General features: G+C 75.8%; 16 protein-coding genes. 13 read left to right on the top strand and 3 right to left on the bottom strand.

The genetic code is table 11. From position 1 onward, the window contains the following. Nucleotides 1-7: 7 nt before the first annotated feature. The 7 genes from ACF09K_RS29435 to cobI are packed head-to-tail and all read left to right on the top strand — an operon-like array spanning nucleotide 8 to nucleotide 11,143. A complete protein-coding gene (locus ACF09K_RS29435; protein ID WP_392248343.1) occupies nucleotides 8-976 on the top strand; it encodes a cobalamin biosynthesis protein in 969 nt (322 codons plus the stop codon). Continuing rightward, nucleotides 973-2,598 (top strand): cobyric acid synthase, encoded by a 1,626-nt coding sequence (locus ACF09K_RS29430; protein WP_392248342.1) that lies wholly within the window; start codon nucleotides 973-975, stop codon nucleotides 2,596-2,598. Before ACF09K_RS29435 ends, ACF09K_RS29430 begins: the two co-directional genes overlap by 4 nt. Further along, nucleotides 2,595-6,251: a cobaltochelatase subunit CobN gene (gene cobN, locus ACF09K_RS29425; protein ID WP_392248341.1), complete on the top strand. Its 3,657-nt coding sequence runs from the start codon at nucleotides 2,595-2,597 to the stop codon at nucleotides 6,249-6,251. Before ACF09K_RS29430 ends, cobN begins: the two co-directional genes overlap by 4 nt. Next, nucleotides 6,248-8,254, top strand: coding sequence for a putative cobaltochelatase (locus ACF09K_RS29420; RefSeq protein ID WP_392248340.1), 2,007 nt, complete (start codon nucleotides 6,248-6,250; stop codon nucleotides 8,252-8,254). The genes cobN and ACF09K_RS29420 overlap by 4 nt, the downstream gene beginning before the upstream one ends. After that, nucleotides 8,254-8,862, top strand: coding sequence for a cob(I)yrinic acid a,c-diamide adenosyltransferase (gene cobO / locus ACF09K_RS29415; protein ID WP_392248339.1), 609 nt, complete (start codon nucleotides 8,254-8,256; stop codon nucleotides 8,860-8,862). Before ACF09K_RS29420 ends, cobO begins: the two co-directional genes overlap by 1 nt. Next, nucleotides 8,859-10,397 carry a cobyrinate a,c-diamide synthase gene (locus ACF09K_RS29410; protein ID WP_392248338.1) on the top strand — a complete coding sequence of 513 codons (1,539 nt, stop codon included), beginning with the start codon at nucleotides 8,859-8,861 and terminating at the stop codon, nucleotides 10,395-10,397. Before cobO ends, ACF09K_RS29410 begins: the two co-directional genes overlap by 4 nt. After that, on the top strand, nucleotides 10,394-11,143 hold the full coding sequence (cobI, locus tag ACF09K_RS29405) for a precorrin-2 C(20)-methyltransferase (RefSeq protein ID WP_392248337.1): 750 nt from the start codon (nucleotides 10,394-10,396) through the stop codon (nucleotides 11,141-11,143). Before ACF09K_RS29410 ends, cobI begins: the two co-directional genes overlap by 4 nt. A 29-nt stretch (nucleotides 11,144-11,172) precedes the next feature. Here cobI and ACF09K_RS29400 read toward each other — a convergent pair whose 3' ends face one another. After that, the gene (locus ACF09K_RS29400; protein WP_392248336.1) at nucleotides 11,173-11,901 is read right to left on the bottom strand and encodes a ZIP family metal transporter; all 729 of its coding nucleotides are present in this window, start codon (nucleotides 11,899-11,901) and stop codon (nucleotides 11,173-11,175) included. A 95-nt stretch (nucleotides 11,902-11,996) separates the two neighbouring features. Between ACF09K_RS29400 and cobM the strand changes: the two genes are divergently transcribed. Genes cobM through cobC form a run of 6 tightly spaced genes read left to right on the top strand, consistent with a single transcriptional unit; the run spans nucleotide 11,997 to nucleotide 18,356 of the window. Beyond that, nucleotides 11,997-12,815, top strand: coding sequence for a precorrin-4 C(11)-methyltransferase (gene cobM / locus ACF09K_RS29395; RefSeq protein WP_392248335.1), 819 nt, complete (start codon nucleotides 11,997-11,999; stop codon nucleotides 12,813-12,815). After that, entirely contained in the window at nucleotides 12,812-14,077 is a 1,266-nt protein-coding gene (gene cbiE / locus ACF09K_RS29390) for a precorrin-6y C5,15-methyltransferase (decarboxylating) subunit CbiE (protein WP_392248334.1), read from the top strand. Before cobM ends, cbiE begins: the two co-directional genes overlap by 4 nt. Then, entirely contained in the window at nucleotides 14,074-15,756 is a 1,683-nt protein-coding gene (gene cobJ / locus ACF09K_RS29385; protein ID WP_392248333.1) for a precorrin-3B C(17)-methyltransferase, read from the top strand. The genes cbiE and cobJ overlap by 4 nt, the downstream gene beginning before the upstream one ends. Beyond that, nucleotides 15,753-16,367 (top strand): precorrin-8X methylmutase, encoded by a 615-nt coding sequence (locus tag ACF09K_RS29380; protein WP_392248332.1) that lies wholly within the window; start codon nucleotides 15,753-15,755, stop codon nucleotides 16,365-16,367. Before cobJ ends, ACF09K_RS29380 begins: the two co-directional genes overlap by 4 nt. After that, entirely contained in the window at nucleotides 16,364-17,308 is a 945-nt protein-coding gene (locus ACF09K_RS29375) for a sirohydrochlorin chelatase (RefSeq protein ID WP_392248331.1), read from the top strand. Before ACF09K_RS29380 ends, ACF09K_RS29375 begins: the two co-directional genes overlap by 4 nt. Then, on the top strand, nucleotides 17,298-18,356 hold the full coding sequence (gene cobC / locus ACF09K_RS29370; RefSeq protein ID WP_392248330.1) for an Rv2231c family pyridoxal phosphate-dependent protein CobC: 1,059 nt from the start codon (nucleotides 17,298-17,300) through the stop codon (nucleotides 18,354-18,356). Before ACF09K_RS29375 ends, cobC begins: the two co-directional genes overlap by 11 nt. Before the next feature lie 242 nt (nucleotides 18,357-18,598). Here cobC and ACF09K_RS29365 read toward each other — a convergent pair whose 3' ends face one another. Next, the gene (locus tag ACF09K_RS29365; protein WP_392248329.1) at nucleotides 18,599-19,546 is read right to left on the bottom strand and encodes an SCO1860 family LAETG-anchored protein; all 948 of its coding nucleotides are present in this window, start codon (nucleotides 19,544-19,546) and stop codon (nucleotides 18,599-18,601) included. A 122-nt stretch (nucleotides 19,547-19,668) separates the two neighbouring features. Next, the gene (locus ACF09K_RS29360; protein ID WP_392248328.1) at nucleotides 19,669-20,766 is read right to left on the bottom strand and encodes an amidohydrolase family protein; all 1,098 of its coding nucleotides are present in this window, start codon (nucleotides 20,764-20,766) and stop codon (nucleotides 19,669-19,671) included. Nucleotides 20,767-20,772 lie beyond the last annotated feature (6 nt).

Genomic DNA, 20,772 nt, shown 5'->3' with positions numbered 1-20,772 from the left:
TGAGCCGATGGGTGCCGATCGCCGATACGCGTACGGTGCCGCCGCCGGCCTCCTGGGGGACCTGCTCCTCGGCGATCCGCGCCGGGGGCATCCGGTCGCCGTGTTCGGGCGGGCCGCGGCCGGCGTGGAGCGGGTGCTGTGGCGGGACCACCGCGGGTGGGGCGCGCTGCACACCGCCGTGTGCGCCGGTGGCGCCGTGGCCCTCGGGGCCCTCGCCTCGCGTGCCGTACGCCGCTCCCCCGCCGCGTCCGTCGCGCTGACCGGTGCCGCCGCGTGGGCCGTCGTCGGCGGGACCTCGCTGGTGCGGGAGGCCCGGGCCGTCGGGCGGGCCCTGGAGGCGGGGGACGTCGAGGGCGCGCGGGCGCGCCTGCCGCACCTGTGCGGACGGGACCCGCAGGCCCTGGACGCCGACGGGATCGCCCGCGCGGTCGTCGAGTCCGTCGCCGAGAACACCTCCGACGCGGTCGTGGGCGCCCTGGTGTGGGGAGCCGTCGGCGGCGTGCCGGGACTGCTCGGGTTCCGGGCCGTCAACACCCTGGACGCGATGGTCGGTCACCGCTCGCCGCGCCACCTCCGCTTCGGGTGGGCGTCGGCCCGGCTGGACGACGTCGCCGGCTGGCCGGGGGCCCGGCTGACCGCCGTGCTGGCCGCCGTCGCCGGCGACGATCCGCGCGGGGCGCTGCGGGCCTGGCGGGCCGACGCGCGCAGGCACCCCAGCCCCAACGCCGGTCCCGTGGAGGCGTCGTTCGCCGGCGCCCTCGGGGTGCGGCTGGGCGGGACGCTGTCGTACGGCGGGCGCGTCGAGCACCGGCCGGTGCTGAACGGGGAGCGGGGCCGGCCCGTCGTGGTCCGGGACATCGAACGTGCCGCGCGGCTCTCCCGCCGCGTCGGCCTGCTCGCGCTCGGCGTCACCGTCGCCGCGCGCGCCGTGGCCGCGAGCGTCCTCGCGGCGGGAGCGAAGGGGCGTACGTCATGAGCGGGGGTCTCCTCGTCGCCGGCACCACCTCGGACGCCGGCAAGAGCGTCGTCACGGCCGGGATCTGCCGGTGGCTGGTGCGGCAGGGGGTCAAGGTGGCGCCCTTCAAGGCGCAGAACATGTCCCTCAACTCGTTCGTGACCCGTGAGGGCGCCGAGATCGGGCGCGCGCAGGCCATGCAGGCGCAGGCCTGCCGCATCGAGCCGACGGCGCTGATGAACCCGGTGCTGCTCAAGCCGGGCGGCGAGCGGAGCAGCCAGGTCGTGCTGCTCGGCAGGCCGGTCGGCGAGATGAGCGCGCGCGGCTTCTTCGGCGAGACCGGAGGGACCGGAGAGACCGGAGAGACCGGAGGGACCGGGGAAAGCGGAGGGGCCGCAGGGGCGTCCCCCGGGAGCAGGCTGCGCGGCGGACGGCAGGAGGAACTCCTCGGGACCGTCCTGGACTGTCTCGCCGAGTTGCGGGGCACGTATGACGCGGTGATCTGTGAGGGGGCGGGCAGTCCCGCCGAGATCAACCTGCGGCGGACCGACATCGTGAACATGGGGATCGCCCGCAACGCCCGCCTCCCCGTGCTCGTCGTCGGCGACATCGACCGCGGCGGCGTCTTCGCCTCCTTCTTCGGGACCGTCGCGCTGCTCTCGCCGCAGGACCAGGAACTGGTCGCCGGGTTCCTCGTCAACAAGTTCCGCGGTGACGTCTCCCTGCTGGAGCCGGGCCTGGACATGCTGCACGGCCTGACCGGGCGGCGGACCTACGGGGTGCTGCCGTTCCGGCACGGGCTCGGCATCGACGAGGAGGACGGGATGGCGGTCTCCCTGCGGGGCGCCGTCCGGGAGTCGGCCGTCTCCGCGCCCGTCGGCGAGGACGTGCTGCGGGTCGCCGTCTGCGCGGTCCCGCTGATGTCCAACTTCACCGACGTGGACGCGCTGGCCGCCGAACCGGGCGTCGTCGTGCGGTTCGTGGACCGGCCGGAGGAACTGGCCGACGCCGACCTCGTGGTGCTGCCGGGGACCCGGGGGACGGTCCGGGCGCTGGAGTGGCTGCGGGAGCGCGGGCTGGCGGACGCGATCCTGCGCAGGGTCGCCGAGCGGCGGCCCGTGCTGGGCGTCTGCGGCGGCTTCCAGATGCTCGGCGAGCACATCGAGGACGAGGTCGAGTCGCGCGCCGGCGAGGTCGCGGGGCTCGGCGTCCTTCCCGTCCGGGTGCGGTTCGCCCGCGAGAAGACCCTCACCCGGCCGGTGGGGGAAGCCCTCGGCGAGCGGGTCGAGGGGTACGAGATCCACCACGGGGTCGCCGACGTCACCGGGGGCGAGGCGTTCATCCGCGATGACGAGGGGCACGGCCTGGACGGCTGCCGGGTCGGCCAGACCTGGGGCACCCACTGGCACGGCTCGCTGGAGTCGGACGGTTTCCGCCGGGCGTTCCTGCGGGAGGTGGCGGCCGCCGCGGGCCGCCGTTTCGTGCCGGCCGCCGACACCTCCTTCGCCGCGCTGCGCGAGCAGCAGCTCGACCGGCTCGGCGACCTGATCGAACAGCACGCGGACACGGACGCGCTGTGGCGGCTCATCGAGTCGGGCGCGCCGCAAGGACTGCCTTTCATTCCACCGGGAGCGCCCGCATGAGCACAGTGTTGTTGTTGTCGACCGCCGACACCGATCTGCTGGCGGCCCGGGCCGCCGGCGGCGCCTCGTACCGGATCGGCAATCCGACCCGCGTGGACGTCGCGGAGGACCTGCCGGGCCTGATCGAGGGCTCGGACGTCGCCGTCGTACGGCTGCTCGGCGGGAAGCGGGCCTGGGAGGACGGGCTCGCCGCGCTGAAGGCGTCCGGCATCCCCACCGTCCTGCTCGGCGGGGAGACCGTGCCCGACGCGGAGCTGATGGCCGAGTCGTCCGTGCCGGCCGGCGTGGTGGCGGAGGCGCTCAGGTACCTCGTCGAGGGCGGGCCCGCCAACCTCACCGAGCTGGCGCGGTTCCTCTCCGACACCGTCCTGCTGACGGGCGAGGGCTTCGAGGAGCCGCGGCCGATGCCCGCGCACGGCGTCCACGGCGACCGGGAGCTCCGGGAGGGCCGGCCGACCGTCGGCGTGCTCTTCTACCGGGCGCACGAACTGAGCGGCAACACCGCCTTCGTGGACACGCTGTGCGACGCGATCGAGGCGAGGGGCGCCAACGCCCTCCCCGTGTACTGCGGTTCGCTGCGCGACGCCGACCCCGGCCTGTACGGGATCCTCGGCACGGCGGACACCCTGGTCGCCACCGTGCTGGCCGCGGGCGGCACCCACGCCTCGCAGGCCTCGGCCGGCGGCGACGAGGAGGCCTGGGACATCGGGGCGCTCGCCGATCTCGACGTGCCGGTGCTGCAGGGGCTGTGCCTCACGTCGTCGAGGGCCGCCTGGGACGCCTCCGACGCCGCCCTCTCCCCCATGGACGCGGCGATGCAGGTCGCGATCCCCGAGTTCGACGGGCGGCTGATCACCGTCCCCTTCTCCTTCAAGGAGCAGGGCCCGGACGACGTCCCGGTCTACGTCGCCGACCCCGAGCGGGCCGCGCGCGTCGCCGGGATCGCCGTACGGCACGCCCGGCTGAAGCACAAGGCGAACGCCGACAAGAAGCTCGCGCTCGTCTTCACCGCCTACCCCACCAAGCACTCGCGGGTCGGCAACGCGGTCGGCCTCGACACGCCCGCCTCCGCCGTCCGGGTCCTGGACGCCCTCAAGGCGGCCGGCTACTCCCTCACCGCGTACCCCGACAACGGCGACGAGCTGATCCACCGGCTGATCGAGGCCGGCGGCCACGACGTCGAGTGGCTCACCGAGGAGCAGCTCGCCGCCGCGCCCGCGCGGGTGCCGCTGGCCGACTACCGGGCCTGGTTCGACCGGCTCGACCCGGACCTCAGGCAGGGCATGCTCGACGCGTGGGGCGAGCCGCCGGGCACCCTGTACGTCGACGGCGACGACATCGTGCTGGCGTCCCTGCGGTTCGGGAACGTCGTCGTGATGATCCAGCCGCCGCGCGGCTTCGGCGAGAACCCGATCGCGATCTACCACGACCCCGACATGCCGCCGTCGCACCACTACATGGCGGCCTACCGGTGGCTGGAGAACAGCTTCGGCGCCGACGCCGTCGTCCACATGGGCAAGCACGGCACGATGGAGTGGCTGCCGGGCAAGGGGCTGGGCCTGAGCGGGGGCTGCGCCCCCGACGCCGTACTCGGTGAACTCCCCCTGGTCTACCCGTTCATCGTCAACGACCCCGGCGAGGGCACGCAGGCCAAGCGGCGCGGGCACGCCACCGTCGTCGACCACCTGGTGCCGCCGATGGCGCGCGCCGACACCTACGGCGACCTGGCCAAGCTGGAGCAGCTCCTCGACGAGTACGCGCTCGTCTCCGACCTGGACCCGGCGAAGGCGCCGGCCGTGCGGGCGCAGATCTGGACGCTGGTGAAGGCCGCCGAGCTGCACCACGACCTGCACGTCGACGACCAGCCGGACGACGAGGCGTTCGACGAGTTCGTCATGCACATCGACGGCTACCTGTGCGAGATCAAGGACGTGCAGATCCGCGACGGCCTGCACGTCCTGGGCGGCGGGCCGGTGGACGAGGCGCGCGTGAACCTGGTGCTGGCCGTGCTGCGGGCCTCGCAGGTGTGGGGCGGGCGGGCGAACGCGCTGCCCGGCCTGCGGGCCTGCCTGGCGGAGCACTTCGGGCTGGCCGAGAAGGAGCTGCTCGCCGAGCCGGGGGCGCCGGTCAAGGTGCCCGTGGAGCTGACCGACCTGGTGCCGGGGCCGGCCCGCAGCGCCGCCGACGCGATCGACCTGCTGGAGCAGCTGTGCCGGCGGATCGCGGAGGGCATGGAGGCGCGGGGCTGGGCGGCCGGTGAGAGCCGCGCGCTCGTCCGGGAGGTGCTGGGCACCGAACTCCCGGACGCCGTCGCGGTGGTGGAGTTCGCCTGCACGGAGGTCGTGCCCCGGCTGGAGCGGACCACCGACGAGATCGGGCACATCCTCAAGGCCCTGGACGGCGGTTACGTCCCGGCGGGTCCGTCCGGCTCGCCCACGCGCGGGCTGGTCAACGTCCTGCCGACCGGCCGCAACTTCTACTCGGTCGACCCCAAGGCCATCCCGTCGCGCCTGAGTTGGGAGGTCGGCCAGTCCCTCGCCGACTCCCTCGTGCAGCGGTACCTCCAGGACACCGGCGCGTACCCGAAGTCGGTCGGCCTGACGGTGTGGGGCACCTCGGCCATGCGCACCCAGGGCGACGACATCGCCGAGATCCTCGCGCTCCTGGGCTGCCGCCCGGTGTGGGACGACGCCTCGCGCCGGGTGACCGGCTTCGAGATCGTGCCGGCGGCGGAACTGGGCCGGCCCCGCATCGACGTCACGGTCCGCATCTCCGGGTTCTTCCGCGACGCCTTCCCGCACGTCGTGGGGCTGATCGACGACGCGGTGCGGGCGGTGGCCGAGCTGGACGAGCCGGCCGACGTGAACTACGTGAAGGCGCACGCCGACGAGGACACCGCCGAGCACGGCGACCGGCGCCGCGCGACGGCCCGCGTCTTCGGCTCCAAGCCGGGCGCGTACGGCGCCGGACTGCTGCCGCTGATCGACGCCCGCAACTGGCGCTCGGACGCGGACCTCGCCGAGGTGTACGCGGTGTGGGGCGGCTACGCCTACGGGCGCGGGCTCGACGGTCGGGCGGCGCGCGGGGACATGGAGACGGCGTTCCGGCGGATCGCGGTCGCCGCGAAGAACGTGGATACACGTGAACATGACATCGCGGATGCGGACGACTACTTCCAGTACCACGGCGGCATGGTCGCCATGGTGCGCCATCTGACAGGCGCCTCCCCCGAGGCGTACGTCGGCGACTCGGCCACTCCGGACCAGGTGAAGACGCGGACGCTGGGCGAGGAGACCCACCGGGTGTTCCGGGCGCGAGTGATCAACCCGCGCTGGATGGCGGCGATGCGGCGGCACGGCTACAAGGGCGCCTTCGAGATGGCCGCGACCGTCGACTACCTCTTCGGCTACGACGCCACGGCGGGCGTGGTCGACGACTGGATGTACGAGAAGCTCAGCGCCGAGTACGTCTTCGACCCGGAGAACCGGGACTTCATGAGGAAGTCCAACCCGTGGGCGCTGCGCGGCATCACCGAGCGGCTGCTGGAGGCGGCCGACCGCGGGCTGTGGGCGGAGCCGGACGCGGACACGATCGAGCGGCTCCGGGCGACCTACCTGGAGCTGGAAGGCGACCTGGAGGGCGACGACCAGTGAGTAATCCGTTCCCGTTCACGGCCGTCGTCGGCCAGGACGACCTGCGGCTCGCGCTGCTGCTGAACGCCGTGAGCCCAGCCGTCGGTGGTGTCCTCGTGCGCGGCGAGAAGGGCACCGCGAAGAGCACCGCCGTGCGGGCCCTCTCGGTGCTGCTGCCGGCGGTCGCCGTGGTCCCCGGCTGCCGGTTCTCCTGCGATCCCGCGGCGCCGGACCCCGCGTGCCCGGACGGGCCGCACGAGCCGGGGCCCGGGGCCGAACGCCCGGCGCGGATGGTCGAGCTGCCCGTCGGCGCCTCCGAGGATCGCCTGGTGGGCGCGCTCGACATCGAGCGGGCGCTCGCGGAGGGGGTGAAGGCCTTCGAGCCCGGTCTGCTCGCCGACGCGCACCGCGGGATCCTGTACGTCGACGAAGTCAATTTGCTCCACGACCACCTGGTCGACCTGCTGCTGGACGCGGCGGCGATGGGCGCGTCGTACGTGGAGCGCGAGGGCGTGTCCGTGCGGCACGCGTCGAAGTTCCTGCTCGTCGGGACCATGAACCCGGAGGAGGGCGAGCTGCGGCCGCAGCTGCTCGACCGGTTCGGGCTGACCGTGGAGGTCGCCGCCTCACGTGAGCCCGACCAGCGGGTCGAGGTGGTCCGGCGGCGGCTGGCGCACGACGACGACCCCGCCGCCTTCGCCGCCCGGTGGGCCGACGAGGAGACCGCCGTACGGGAGCGGATCACGGCGGCGCGCAAGCTGCTGCCGTCGGTGCGGCTGGGTGACGGTGCGCTGCGGCAGATCGCGGCGACCTGCGCGGCCTTCGAGGTCGACGGGATGCGGGCCGACATCGTGATGGCGCGTACGGCGACGGCGCTGGCGGCGTGGGCCGGGCGGACCGAGGTGCTCGCGGAGGACGTGCGGCAGGCCGCGCTGCTCGCGCTGCCGCACCGGCGGCGCCGCAACCCCTTCGACGCGCCCGGGCTCGACGAGGACAAGCTCGACGAGACGCTGGAGGAGTTCGGCGGGTCCGACGACGAGGACCCCGACCCCGACCCCGGTCCGGACGGGCCCGGCGGGGGCGGCGGGCAGCCGCCGTCGGAGGGGCCCGAGGGCGGTGACGCCGGGGCGCGGCCCGAGGCCGGGGAGAGCGGTGAGCCGCAGACCTCGGGGGCCGGTGCCGGTGAGCAGCAGCCTGCGCGGGCCGGCGAGCCCTTCCGGACCAAGGCGCTGAGCGTGCCCGGTGTCGGGGAGGGCGCCGCCGGGCGGCGGTCGCGGGCGCGGACCGAGCAAGGGCGGACCACCGGGGCCCGGCGGCCTCGGGGGGCGCTGACGAAGCTGCATCTGGCGGCGACCGTGCGGGCGGCGGCGCCGCACCAGCGGGCGCGCGGGCGTGCGGGGCGCGGTCTCGTCGTGCGCCGGGACGATCTGCGGCAGGCGGTGAAGGAGGGGCGTGAGGGCAATCTCGTGCTGTTCGTGGTCGACGCCTCCGGTTCGATGGCGGCGCGGCAGCGGATGGGCGCCGTCAAGGGCGCCGTGCTGTCGCTGTTGCTGGACGCCTACCAGCGGCGGGACAAGGTGGGGCTGGTGACGTTCCGGGGGTCGGGCGCGGACGTCGCGCTGCCGCCGACGTCGTCGGTGGACGCGGCGGCGGCCCGGCTGGAGTCGCTGCCGACCGGCGGGCGTACGCCGCTGGCGGCCGGGCTGCTCAGGGCGCACGACGTGCTGCGGGTGGAGCGGTTGCGGGACTCCGTCCGGCGGCCGCTGGTGGTCGTGGTGACAGACGGGCGGGCGACCGGCGGGCCCGAGCCCGTCGCTCTGGCGGGGCGGGCGGCCCGGTTGTTCGCGGCCGACGGGGTCGCGTCCGTGGTCGTGGACTGCGAGTCGGGGCCGGTGCGGCTGGGGCTCGCCGGGCGGCTCGCGGCCGAGCTGGGCGGCAGCGCCGTCACGCTCGACGAGTTGCGGGCGGACGCGATCGCCGGGCTGGTCAGGGACGTGCAGGGGACTTCGAGGAGGGCCGCGTAATGCCGCAGGGACAGCCGAGTGTCGTACCGGACGACGGGCTGACGACCCGTCAGCGGCGCAACCGGGCGCTGGTCGTCGTGCACACCGGGGTCGGCAAGGGCAAGTCGACGGCCGCGTTCGGGCTGGCGCTGCGGGCCTGGAACCAGGGGTGGCCCATCGGGGTGTTCCAGTTCGTCAAGTCGGCGAAGTGGAAGGTCGGCGAGGAGCGGGCGCTGCGGGTGCTCGGGGACTCCGGCGAGGGCGGGTCGGTCGCCTGGCACAAGATGGGCGAGGGCTGGTCCTGGGTGCAGCGGGGCATCCAGGGTGACAACGCGACCAACGAGGAGAAGGCCCGCGAGGGCTGGGAGCAGGTCAAGCGGGACCTGGCCGCCGAGACGTACCGGCTGTACGTGCTGGACGAGTTCGCGTACCCGATGCACTGGGGGTGGATCGACACCGACGAGGTGGTGTCCGTGCTGCGGGAGCGGCCGGGGAACCAGCACGTCGTGATCACCGGGCGGAACGCGCCGGGGAAGCTCGTGGACTTCGCCGATCTCGTCACCGACATGTCCAAGGTCAAGCACCCCATGGACGTGGGGCAGAAGGGGCAGAGGGGCATCGAGTGGTGACGTCCTCCGTCCCGCGGCTGGTCGTCGCCGCGCCCTCGTCGGGCAGCGGCAAGACCACCGTCGCCACGGGGCTGATGGCCGCGTTCGCCGCGCGGGGGCTCGCCGTGTCCCCGCACAAGGTGGGGCCGGACTACATCGACCCCGGGTACCACGCGCTCGCCACCGGGCGGGCGGGGCGCAACCTCGACGCGTACCTGTGCGGGCCGGAGCTGGTGGCTCCGCTGTTCCTGCACGGGGCGCGCGGGTGCGACATCGCCGTCGTCGAGGGCGTGATGGGGCTGTACGACGGGGCCGCGGGGCAGGGCGAGCTGGCGTCCACGGCGCAGGTGGCGAAGCTGCTGCGGGCGCCGGTGGTGCTGGTGGTGGACGCGTCGTCGCAGTCGCGGTCGGTGGCGGCGCTGGTGCACGGGTTCGTGTCGTGGGACCCGGGGGTGCGGATCGGGGGCGTGATCCTGAACAAGGTCGCCTCCGACCGGCACGAGGCGTTGCTGCGGGAGGCGCTGGAGTCGGTCGGGGTGCCGGTGCTGGGCGCGCTGCGGCGGGCCGCGCCGGTGGAGACGCCGTCGCGGCACCTGGGGCTGGTGCCGGTGGCCGAGCGCGGGGCGCGGGCGGTGGAGGCGGTGGCCGCCATGGCGGCGCAGGTCTCGGCCGGGTGCGACCTGGAGGCGCTGGCCGCGCTGGCGCGGGGTGCGGGTGAGCTGCCGGGCGTGGCCTGGGACGCGGCTGAGGCCGTGACCGGGGTCGGGGCTGGGGCCGTGACCGGAGCCGCGGCTGGGGTCGAGGCCGGGGCTGGGGCCGATGCCGGGGATGTGGCTGAGACCGATACCGATGCCGGGACCGAGGTCACGGCAGGGGTCACGGCCGAGGTCGTCACAGCCGAGGTCGCGGCCCGGCCCGACCGTGTCCTCCCGGCCCGGGCGGCCGGGAGGCCCGCGCCGGTGATCGCCGTCGCCGGTGGGGCCGCGTTCACCTTCTCCTACGCCGAGCACACCGAGCTGCTCGGTGCCGCCGGGGCCGACGTCGTGACCTTCGATCCGCTGCGGGACGAGCGACTTCCCGCGGGGACGGCCGGGTTGGTGGTGGGGGGCGGGTTCCCCGAGGTGTACGCCGCCGAGCTGTCCGCGAACGAGGGGCTCCGCAAGGAGGTCGCCGCGCTCGCGGAGGGCGGGGCTCCCGTCGCCGCCGAGTGCGCCGGGTTGCTGTACCTGTGCCGGGAGCTGGACGGGCTGCCCATGTGCGGGGTGCTGGACGCCACGGCCCGGATGACCGGGCGGCTCACCCTCGGCTACCGGGACGCCGTCGCGGTGGGCGACAGCGTGCTCGCCGCGGCGGGGACGCGGATGCGGGGGCACGAGTTCCACCGGACCGTCGTCGAGCCGGGCGCCGGGACGGTTCCGGCGTGGGGGGTGCTCGCTCCCGTGAAGCGGGTCGAGGGTTTTGTGGAACGCGGTGTGCACGCGAGTTACCTGCACACGCACTGGGCGTCGTCGCCCGGTGCGGCCCGTCGGTTCGTGGAGAGGTGCCGGACGTCATGAGCAGCAGGCTGATCGGAGTGGGGGTCGGTCCCGGGGATCCGGAGCTGGTGACCGTGAAGGGCGTCAACGCGCTGCGGGCCGCCGACGTGGTCGTCGTCCCGGTGATGGCGGCACCCGACGGGACGGCGGGCGCGGAGCGGGGGCGTGCCGAGGCCACCGTGCTGCACTACGTGTCCGCGGAGAAGATCGTCCGGGTGGGGTTCGCGCTGAACGAGCGGACCGACCGGGGCCGGCGGGAGGCCGCCTGGGACGTCGCCGGGGAGCGGGTGGCGCAGCTGCTCACGCAGGTCGGCACCGTCGCCTTCGCCACCATCGGCGACCCGAACGTGTACTCGACGTTCACGTACCTCGCCCACACCGTCGGGGAGCTGGTGCCGGGCACCGTCGTGGAGACCGTGCCCGGGATCACCGCCATGCAGGACCTGGCGGCGCGGTCGGGGGCCGTACTGACCGAGGGGACCGAGCCGTTGACGCTGGTGCCCGTGACGGCGGGGTCGGCCGTGCTGAAGGAGGCGCTGGCCGGACCCGGCACCGTCGTCGCCTACAAGTTCGGCCGGCAGGCCGCCGAGGTCGCGGAGGCGCTGCGCGAGACCGGGCGGCTCGAGGACGCGGTGTGGGGGTCGGCGCTCGGGCTGGCCGAGGAGTCCGTGCGGCCCGCGGCCGAGCTGGCCGGGGAGACCCTCCCCTACCTCTCGACGCTCATCGCGCCCGCCCGGCGCGACGGCGGACGGGGCGGCAAGCTGTGAGGCCCCCCGGTCCGGCCGGACCGGCCGGTTCACTGGGCCACGCCCACCACCAGCCAGATGAAGGCCGCGCCCGCGATCGTGCACAGCACCGTCGAGCGGGCGGGGTGTGCGTGGTGGGCCTCGGGGAGGATCTCGGCCGCCGCCAGGTAGAGCAGTCCGCCGGCGAAGAAGCCGAGGTAACCGCCGAGCAGTGGCTCGGGGATGGTGACGAACGTGGTGGAGGCGGCGCCGACGACCGGTGCCGCGGCGTCCGCGACCAGCATCGTGAGGGCTCTGCGGCGGTCGTTCCCGTACAGGCTGGTGAGGGTGTACGTGTTGAAGCCGTCCGCGAAGTCGTGGGCGACGACGGCCAGGGCGACGGCCGTGCCCATGCCGCCGCCCACCTGGAAGGCCGCGCCGATCGCGACGCCGTCCATGGCGCTGTGACCGACCATCGCCGCGGCCGCCGTGAGGCCCACCCGGGGGCTGCGGCCGCCGTGTTCGCCGGCGCCGTGCGCGGCCTGGCGGTGGGCCAGCAGACGTTCCACCAGATGGGCCAGCAGGAAGCCCGCCACGAACAGCAGCAGCGCGGCGGGCACGCCGAAGACCTCCGCGCCGGCCGCCTCCAGTGCCTCCGGCAGCAGGTCCAGGCCGACCACGCCGAGCATCAGGCCCCCCGCCAGGCCCAGCACCAGGTGACGGCGGTCGGTCACGCGCTGTGCGGTCCAGCCGCCGGCCAACGTCATCAGGAACGCGCCGAGCGCGACGAGCACCGCCATGTGCCCTTCGTATCCGATCGGGCCCCGGCCACGCACCTTCGCCACCGCCCGTGTCCCGTCCCGCACTCCACCCCGTCATGAGAGGACCCGAAACCATGGCCGACGCCCCCGCCGGCAAGGTGACCTTCGTCGGCGCCGGTCCCGGCGCCGCCGACCTGCTGACCTTCCGTGCCGCCCGTGCCATCGCCGAGGCCGACGTCGTGATCTGGGCCGCGAGCCTGGTCCAGGCGGAGGTGCTGGAGCACGCGCGCGAGGACGCGGAGATCCTCGACTCGGCGGCCATGTCCCTGGAGGACGTCGTCGCCGTCTACGAACGGGCGCACCGGGACGGCCTCAGGGTCGCCCGGATCCACTCGGGCGACCCCGCCCTGTGGGGCGGCACGCAGGAGCAGGCCGACCGCTGCGACGAGATCGGCATCGCCACCGAGATCGTGCCCGGGGTGTCCTCCTTCTCCGCCGTCGCCGCGCTGGCCGGGCGCGAGCTGACGATTCCCGAGGTGGCGCAGTCGGTGATCCTCACCCGGCTCGGCGGCGGCAAGACGCCCATGCCGCCCGGCGAGGAGGTGCGGGAGTTCGCCCGGCACGGCACGACCATGGCGCTCTTCCTGTCGGCCGCGCGCAGCGGACAGCTGGTGCGGGAGCTGCTGGAGGGCGGCTACCCGACCTCGACGCCCGTCGTCGTCGCCCACCAGGCCACCTGGCCGGAGGAGCTGGTCGTGCGGTGCACGATCGGCACGCTGGAGGAGACCGTCAAGGAGCACAGACTGTGGAAGCACACGCTGTTCCTGGTCGGCCCGGCGCTCGCCGCGCACGGCACCCGCTCGCACCTGTACCACCCCGGTCACTTCCACGGCCACCGCAGGGCCGACCCCGAGGCCCGCAGGGCCCTGCGCGAACGGGGTGCCCGTACGTGAGCCGTCCTGCGATCACCGTCGTCGGCACGGGGACCGGGGCGCCCGTCCCCGCGGCGGTGGCGGCGGGCGCGGACCTCGTGGTCGGCGGACGCCGCCACCTGGACGCCGTGGAGCTGCCGGAGGGCGCCGGGCGGATCGTGCTGGGTCCGCTGGCGCCCGCGCTCGACGGCATCGGCAGGTACGTCGCCGAGGGGCGGCGGGTGGTGGTGCTGGCGTCCGGGGACCCGGGGTTCTTCGGGATCGTGCGGGCGCTCGCCGAGCGGTTCGGCGCGGACCGGCTGGAGGTGGTGCCGGGGGTGTCCTCGGTCGCCACCGCGTTCGCGCGGCTCGGGCTGACCTGGGAGGACGCCGTCGTCGTCAGCGCGCACGGGCGGGAGCCGCGGACGGCGGTCCAGGTGTGCCGGGCGCATCCGAAGGTGGCCGTGCTGACCGGGCCCGGTGCCGGTCCCGCCGAGCTGGGCGCCGCGCTGGCCCGGACCGCTCCCGGCCGGGTCCTGGTCGTCGCCTCGGCGCTGGGCGACCCGGCGCGCGAGCGCGTGGAGCGGGTCACGCCCGCCGAGGCGGCGGCCCGTGACTGGGGGACGGCGGTGAGCGTCGTGCTGTGCCTGGACGAGGCGCGGGCGTCCGGTCCCGTGCGGACGCTGGCGGGGCCGGCGCGCCGGCCCGCCGGGTGGGCGCTGGACGAGGGCGACTTCGCGCACCGCGACTCGATGATCACCAAGTTCGAGGTGCGGGCGCTGGCCCTGGCCCGGCTCGGGCCGCGCCCCGGCGACCTGGTGTGGGACGTGGGTTCCGGTTCGGGGTCGGTGGCCGTGGAGTGCGCGCGGCTGGGCGCGGCGGTCAGCGCCGTGGAGAGGTCCGGGGACGGCGTCGGGCGGATCCGCGCCAACGCGGCCGCGCACGGCGTCGACGTGCACGTGGTGCACGGTGAGGCGCCCGCGGTGCTGGACGGGCTCGACGATCCGGACGCGGTGTTCGTCGGCGGCGGCGGGCGGGAGCTGCCCGGCATCGTCGGGGCGTGCGCGCACCGGGCCCGGCGGAGCGTGGTCGTCGCGCTGGCCGCGCTGGACCGGGTGCCCGCGGCGCGGGCCGCCCTCGCGGACGCCGGGTTCGCCGTCGACGGCGTCCTGCTGCAGTCCTCGCGGCTGGCCCCGCTGCCGGGGGACGTGACCCGGCTGGCGGCGACCAATCCCGTTTTCCTGCTGTGGGGGTCCAGGACCCCCGTTCCCGAAGAAGTCCCTGACGAAGGAGTTGCCCAGTGATCGGCCTCATTTCCGCCACCGCGGCGGGGGCGGCGGCGCGCGACCGGCTGGCCGCGGCGTGGCCGGACCGCACGCGCGTGTACGACGGGCCCGTCGGGGACGCCGTCCGGCGGGCGTTCGCGGAGTGCGAGCAGCTCGTGTGCTTTCTGGCGACGGGCGCGGTGGTGCGGCTCGTCGCGCCGCTGCTGTCCGACAAGGCGTCCGACCCGGGTGTGGTGTGCGTCGACGAGGCGTGCCGGTTCGCGGTGCCGCTGGTCGGCGGGCACGCGGGCGGCGCCAACGACCTGGCCCGCGAGGTGGGCGAGGCGCTGGGCGCGGTGCCCGCGGTGACCACGGCGACGGACTCCGCCGGCATCCCCGGTCTCGACACCCTCGGCATGCCCGTGGAGGGCGACGTGGCGGGCGTGACGCGGGCCCTGCTGGACGGGGAGCCGGTCGCGCTGCGCGCGGAGGTGGTGTGGCCGCTGCCGCCGGTGCCGTTCGCCGGACAGGGCGCCTGGACGGTGCGCCTCACGGACCGGGCCGTCGAGCCCGCCGGGCGCGAGGTGCTGCTGCGTCCGCCGTCGCTGGTGGTGGGGGTCGGTGCGTCCAAGGGCGCTCCGGTGGACGAAGTGGTCGACGTGATCGAGTCGGCGCTGCGGGAGGCGGGCCTGTCCGCGCGCAGCGTCGCCGAGCTGGCCACCGTGGACGCCAAGCGCGAGGAGCCGGGCATCGTGGGGGCGGCCGGGCGGCTCGGCGTGCCGCTGGTGACGTACCCGGCCGGGGAGCTGGCGGCGGTGCCGGTGCCGAACCCCTCCGACGCGCCCCTGGCCGCCGTGGGCACCCCGTCCGTCGCCGAGGCGGCCGCCCTGGCCGGCGGCGGCGAACTCCTCGTGCCCAAGCGCAAGTCGGCCGGCGTCCCCGCGACGGCGACCTGTGCCGTCGTACGGCGGCCCGGACGCGGTCGGCTGGCGGTGGTCGGGCTCGGGCCGGGCGCCCGCGACCTGCTCACCCCGCGCGCGAAGGCCGAGCTGCGGCGCGCCTCGGTGCTCGTCGGCCTCGACCAGTACGTCGACCAGATCCGTGACCTGCTGCGGCCCGGCACCCGGGTGCTGGAGTCCGGGCTCGGCGCGGAGGAGGAGCGGGCCCGCACGGCCGTCGCCGAGGCCCGGCGCGGGCACGCCGTCGCGCTGATCGGCAGCGGGGACGCCGGCGTGTACGCCATGGCCTCGCCCGCGCTGGCCGAGGCGTCCGACGACATCGACGTCGTCGGCGTGCCGGGGGTGACCGCCGCGCTGGCCGCCGCCGCGCTGCTGGGCGCGCCGCTGGGCCACGACCACGTGTCGATCAGCCTGTCCGACCTGCACACGCCGTGGGAGGTCATCGAGCGGCGGGTGCGGGCGGCGGCCGAGGCGGACCTCGTGGTGACGTTCTACAACCCGCGCAGCCGGGGCCGGGACTGGCAGCTGCCGAAGGCGCTCGCGATCCTCGCCGGGCACCGGGAGCCGGCGACCCCGGTGGGCGTCGTGCGCAACGCCTCGCGCCCGGACGGCACCGCGCGGGTGACGACGCTCGCGCTGCTCGACCCGGCGACGGTGGACATGATGACGGTCGTGACGGTGGGCAACACGGCGACCCGGGACATCGCCGGCCGCATGGTGACGCCGCGCGGCTACCGCTGGCAGGAGGAACCCAAGTGAACCGTGTGGTCCACCCGATCGAGCAGGAGTCCTTCCGGCGGCTGCGTGCCCGCCTGGACACCTCGCACTTCCCGCCGCTGACCCGGGCGGTGGTGGAGCGGGTGATCCACTCCGCCGCCGACCTGGAGTACGCGGGCGACCTCGTCACGGACGAGGTCGCCCTGGAGAAGGCGCACGCCGCGCTGCACGCCGGGGCGCCGGTGGTCGTGGACGTGGAGATGGTGGCCGCCGGCATCACCCGGCGGGAGACCGTCTGCCGGCTCCGGGACGCCGTCGCCGGTCCCGGCCTGACGCGTTCGGCGCACGCGGTCCGGCTGGCGTACGAGCAGGTCGGGCCCGGCGCCCTGTGGGTGATCGGCTGCGCGCCGACCGCCCTGGAGGAGCTGCTCACCCTCGACGCCTCCCCCGCTCTCGTCATCGGTCTGCCCGTCGGTTTCGTCGGCGCGGCCGAGTCCAAGGCCGCGTTGCGCGAGAGCGGCCTGCCCGCCGTGAGCAACGTGTCCGAGAAGGGCGGCTCGGCGGTCGCCGCCGCCGCGCTCAACGCCCTGCTGTACACCCCCCTTTCGCACTCCGATCCGCACTCCGATCCGCACGCCGAGGAGAAACAGTGACCACCCCGCCGCCCGCCCTGCTCATCGCCGGCCACGGCACCCGGGACGAGGCCGGAGCCGAGGCGTTCCGTGACTTCGTCCGGGAGCTGGGCCGCCGCCACCCCGAACTGCCCGTCGCGGGCGGCTTCATCGAGCTGTCCCCGCCGCCGCTGGGCGATGCGGTGACGGACCTGGTGGAGCGCGGCGTACGACGGTTCGCGGCCGTCCCGCTGATGCTGGTGTCCGCCGGTCACGCCAAGGGGGACATCCCCGCGGCGCTGGCCCGGGAGAAGGAACGGCACCCGGGGATCTCGTACGCGTACGGCCGTCCGCTGGGTCCGCACCCGGCGCTGCTGAACGTGCTGGAGCGTCGGCTGGCCGAGGCGCTGGGCGGCGGGGGCGCGTCCGAGGACCCGGCCGACGTGACCGTGCTGCTCGTGGGGCGCGGCTCGACCGATCCGGACGCCAACGCCGAGGTGCACAAGGCGGCCCGCCTGCTGTGGGAGGGGCGCGGGTACGCCGGTGTCGAGACCGCGTTCGTGTCGCTGGCCGCGCCGGACGTGCCGAGCGGGCTGGACCGGTGCCTCAGGCTCGGCGCGCGGCGGATCGTCGTCCTGCCGTACTTCCTGTTCACCGGGATCCTGCCGGACCGGGTGCGGCGGCAGACCGAGGAGTGGGCGGCCGCGCACCCGGAGGCCGAGGTGCGGTCGGCGGACGTCATCGGGCCCGAGCCGGAGCTGCTGGACCTGGTGATGGAGCGGTACGCGGAGGCCGTGAAGGGCGATCTGCGGATGAACTGCGACTCGTGCGTGTACCGCATCGCGCTGCCCGGCTTCGAGGACAAGGTGGGGCAGCCGCAGCAGCCGCACTTCCACCCCGACGACGAGGGCCACGACCACGGCCACGGTCATGGCCCCGGTCACCACCATCACGGAGGGCACGCGCACTCCCATGCACACTGACGGGCACGACCTGCGGCACCACGGGGACGCGGAGGTGCGCGACGACGGCTCGGCGCTGGTCGACCTCGCCGTCAACGTCCGCGCGGACACGCCCCCGGCGTGGCTGCGCGAGCACCTCGCCGCGTCCCTGGCCGGGCTCGCGGCCTACCCCGACGGGCGGGCCGCGCGGGCGGCGGTGGCGGCACGGCACGGGCTGCCGGTCGAGCGGGTGCTGCTGACGGCGGGCGCGGCGGAGGCGTTCGTGCTGCTGGCCCGCGCCCTGAAGGTCCGCCGGCCGGTCGTGGTGCACCCCCAGTTCACGGAGCCGGAGGCGGCGCTGCGGGACGCGGGGCACGGCGTCGACCGGGTGCTGCTGCGGGAGGAGGACGGCTTCCGGCTCGATCCGGCGGCCGTCCCCGAGGACGCCGACCTGGTGGTGGTCGGCAACCCGACGAACCCGACGTCGGTGCTGCACCCCGCCGCCGCGGTCGCCGGGCTCGCCCGGCCCGGGCGGACCCTGGTGGTCGACGAGGCGTTCATGGACGCGGTGCCGGGCGAGCGCGAGGCCCTGGCCGGGCGGACGGACGTGCCCGGTCTGGTGGTGCTGCGCAGCCTGACGAAGACGTGGGGGCTGGCGGGGCTGCGCGTCGGGTACGTCCTGGCCGCGCCGGACGTCATCGGCGAACTGGAGCGTGCCCAGCCGCTGTGGCCGGTGTCCACGCCCGCGCTGGCGGCGGCCGAGGCGTGCGTGTCGCCGCGGGCGCTGGCCGAGGCGGCGGACGCGGCGCGCCGGGTGGCCGCCGACCGGGCGCACCTCGTGGCCGGGCTGGCGGGGTTCGCCGGGGCCGGGGTGCGGGTGGCCGGTCCCGCGGAGGGGCCGTTCGTGCTGGTGCGGGTGCCCGCGGCGGCGGCGGTGCGGCGGGAGCTGCGTGCCCTCGGGTACGCGGTGCGGCGCGGGGACACGTTTCCCGGACTGGGTGAGGAGTGGCTGCGGGTCGCGGTGCGGGACCGCGGGACGGTGGACGGGTTCCTGCGGGCGGTGGGGACGGTGGTGGGGGCGGCGGGGTGACGCGGGGCCGGCGGCGGGGGTGTTCCGCCCCCGCCGCCCTTTCCCGACCCGTCCCTGGAGGCTGCGCCCCCGGACCCCCTGTCGGCGCTTCGCGCCTCGTCCTCGAGCGCCGGACGGGCTGAGATGCCCGACCGTCGCCGTTCGACCCACCGAGTCGGGTGGTGGGTGGGCACAGGCCGGAGGTCCGGGGGCGGAGCCCCCGGGTCCGGGTCGGGAAAGGGCGGCGGGGCGGCATCCCGTCCTCAGCCGCGGCGCCGTGCCAGGGCCACCGCTCCGCCGCCCGCCGCGAGCAGGGCGACCGCGCCGCCCACGAGGTACGGCGTCGTCGAGCTGCCGCCCGTCTCGGCGAGGCCGGCCTCCGCGGGGGCGCCCTGCGCCCTGACGTCCCCGGCGGATCCGGTGGGCTCGGCGGATCCGGCCCGCGCGGCCGGCTCGGCGGGGCCGGCGCTCGGGGGAGCCTCCTCGCGCGGCGCCGCGGGTGTCTCACAGGTGGCCTCGGCCAGCGTCACCGTGCCCGTGACCTCGGCGACGTTGAGGTTCAGCGGGTCGACGGAGACGGTGAGCCGCAGCGCCGTCGCGGCGGCCGTGCGCGACGTCGTCGTGTGCCGCGCGAGGTCCAGCCGGACCTCCCCCACCCCCGGCACCTTCACGTCGGTGGGACCGCCCGCCGACACCGTCACCCGCTTGCCGAGGACGGTGACCGCGCCGACCGGGCGGGAGGTGGCGACGGGTGTCCTCCCCGCCTCGCAGACGGCCTTCGCGGAGACGGCCTCGATCTCGATCAGGGAGAGCAGCGGCAGCCCGGGGACGTGCATCCTGGCGTGGGCGAGCCGGGTGGAGGCCTCGGCCCTGCCGCCCTCGACCGTGGCCTTCGCCTCGGCCACGTCCGCGCGCAGCACGCTGAAGGGACGGCCGCCGTCGACGCCGTCGAGTTCGGCCGCCAGCGCGGTCCGCCCGGCGCTCTGCGGCGCCCGGACCTCGTTGAGGGAGACGGTGAGGGGCACGTCGACGGTCTTGTCGAGCAGTGCCACGTCGAGGCCGGTGCGCAGCACCACGGCGCTCGCGCTCCCCTCCTCGGCGGCGTGGGCGGCGGGTGCGCCGGCCAGCGCCGCGGGACCGGCGGCGAGGGCGGCGGCGGCCAGCGTGGTGGCGCAACGGCGTGCGGGCATGCGGAAGGTGTGGCCGTTCAAGGTGTGGGACCCCCGGAGAGAAAGCTTGGGACCTCGAAAGGATGTCGCACCGCCGCCCGTTCGAGGGCGCCCCGGGACGGGTTCACCCCAACGTGGCGCACCCGCACACGCCTTCGACGGATTCAGCCCACGATCCGCCCGTTCAGCACCACCCGCGCCGGCGTCCCGAGCACGCGTACGTCCGTGCGCGGGTCCTGTCCGTAGACGACCAGGTCGGCCGGGGCGCCCTCGGTCAGCGCGGGGCGGCCGAGCCAGTCGCGGGCGGACCAGGTGGCCGCGGCGAGGGCCGCCAGCGGCGGGATGCCCGCCTTCACCAGTTCCGCCACCTCGGCGGCGACCAGTCCGTGCGGCAGGGAACCGCCCGCGTCGGTGCCGACGAAGACCGGGATCCCGGCGTCGTGGGCGTTGCGGACGGTGTCGTAGCGGCGGGCGTGGAGGCGGCGCATGTGGGCGGACCAGGCGGGGTACTTGGTCTCGCCGCCGGCCGCGAGCCGCGGGAACGTCGCGATGTTCACCAGGGTCGGGACGATCGCGACGCCGCGGGAGACGAACAGGGGGATGAGGTCGTCGGTGAGGCCCGTGGCGTGTTCGACGCAGTCGATGCCCGACTCGACCAGGTCGCGCAGGGACGACTCGGCGAAGCAGTGCGCCGTCACCCGGGCGCCCAGCCGGTGCGCCTCGCCGATCGCCGCCTCGACGGCGTCCCGCGGCCAGCACGCCGTCAGGTCGCCCGCCTCGCGGTCGATCCAGTCGCCGACCAGTTTCACCCAGCCGTCGCCGCGCCGGGCCTCCCGGCCGACGTACGCGACGAGGTCGGCGGGCTCGATCTCGTGGGCGTAGCCGCGGAGGTAGCGGCGGGTGCGGGCGATGTGCCGGCCCGCCCTGATGATCTTCGGGAGGTCCTCGCGGTCGTCGACCCAGCGGGTGTCGGAGGGCGAACCGGCGTCGCGGATCAGCAGGGTCCCGGCGTCGCGGTCGGTGAGCGCCTGCTTCTCGGCCGTGTCGGCGTCGACCGGCCCGTGGGCGCCGAGGCCGACGTGGCAGTGGGCGTCGACCAGGCCGGGCAGGGCCCAGCCGGTCACCGTGCGGATGTCGCGGGCGCCGGTGGGGCGGTCGTAGGAGACCCTCCCGTCGATCACCCACAGTTCGTCGCGGACCTGGTCCTCGCCCGGTCCGGCGAGGACCCTGCCCTTCACGTGCAGCACCGTGTCGTCGCTCATGCACGG

The sequence above is a fragment of the Streptomyces sp. NPDC014882 genome (assembly GCF_043081325.1).
Taxonomy (GTDB): domain Bacteria; phylum Actinomycetota; class Actinomycetes; order Streptomycetales; family Streptomycetaceae; genus Streptomyces.
Note: the sequence above shows the minus strand (reverse complement) of the source record. Positions and strands in the feature narration are given on the sequence as shown.

What these genes read in the sequence shown, in the direction of transcription:
- ACF09K_RS29435 (WP_392248343.1), top strand. Translation starts at nt 8, where the DNA reads ATGGGTGCCGATCGCCGATACGCGTACGGTGCCGCCGCCGGCCTCCTG.
- ACF09K_RS29430 (WP_392248342.1), top strand. Translation starts at nt 973, where the DNA reads ATGAGCGGGGGTCTCCTCGTCGCCGGCACCACCTCGGACGCCGGCAAG.
- cobN (WP_392248341.1), top strand. Translation starts at nt 2,595, where the DNA reads ATGAGCACAGTGTTGTTGTTGTCGACCGCCGACACCGATCTGCTGGCG.
- cobO (WP_392248339.1), top strand. Translation starts at nt 8,254, where the DNA reads ATGCCGCAGGGACAGCCGAGTGTCGTACCGGACGACGGGCTGACGACC.
- cobI (WP_392248337.1), top strand. Translation starts at nt 10,394, where the DNA reads ATGAGCAGCAGGCTGATCGGAGTGGGGGTCGGTCCCGGGGATCCGGAG.
- ACF09K_RS29400 (WP_392248336.1), bottom strand. Translation starts at nt 11,901, where the DNA reads ATGGCGGTGCTCGTCGCGCTCGGCGCGTTCCTGATGACGTTGGCCGGC.
- cobM (WP_392248335.1), top strand. Translation starts at nt 11,997, where the DNA reads ATGGCCGACGCCCCCGCCGGCAAGGTGACCTTCGTCGGCGCCGGTCCC.
- cobC (WP_392248330.1), top strand. Translation starts at nt 17,298, where the DNA reads ATGCACACTGACGGGCACGACCTGCGGCACCACGGGGACGCGGAGGTG.
- ACF09K_RS29360 (WP_392248328.1), bottom strand. Translation starts at nt 20,766, where the DNA reads ATGAGCGACGACACGGTGCTGCACGTGAAGGGCAGGGTCCTCGCCGGA.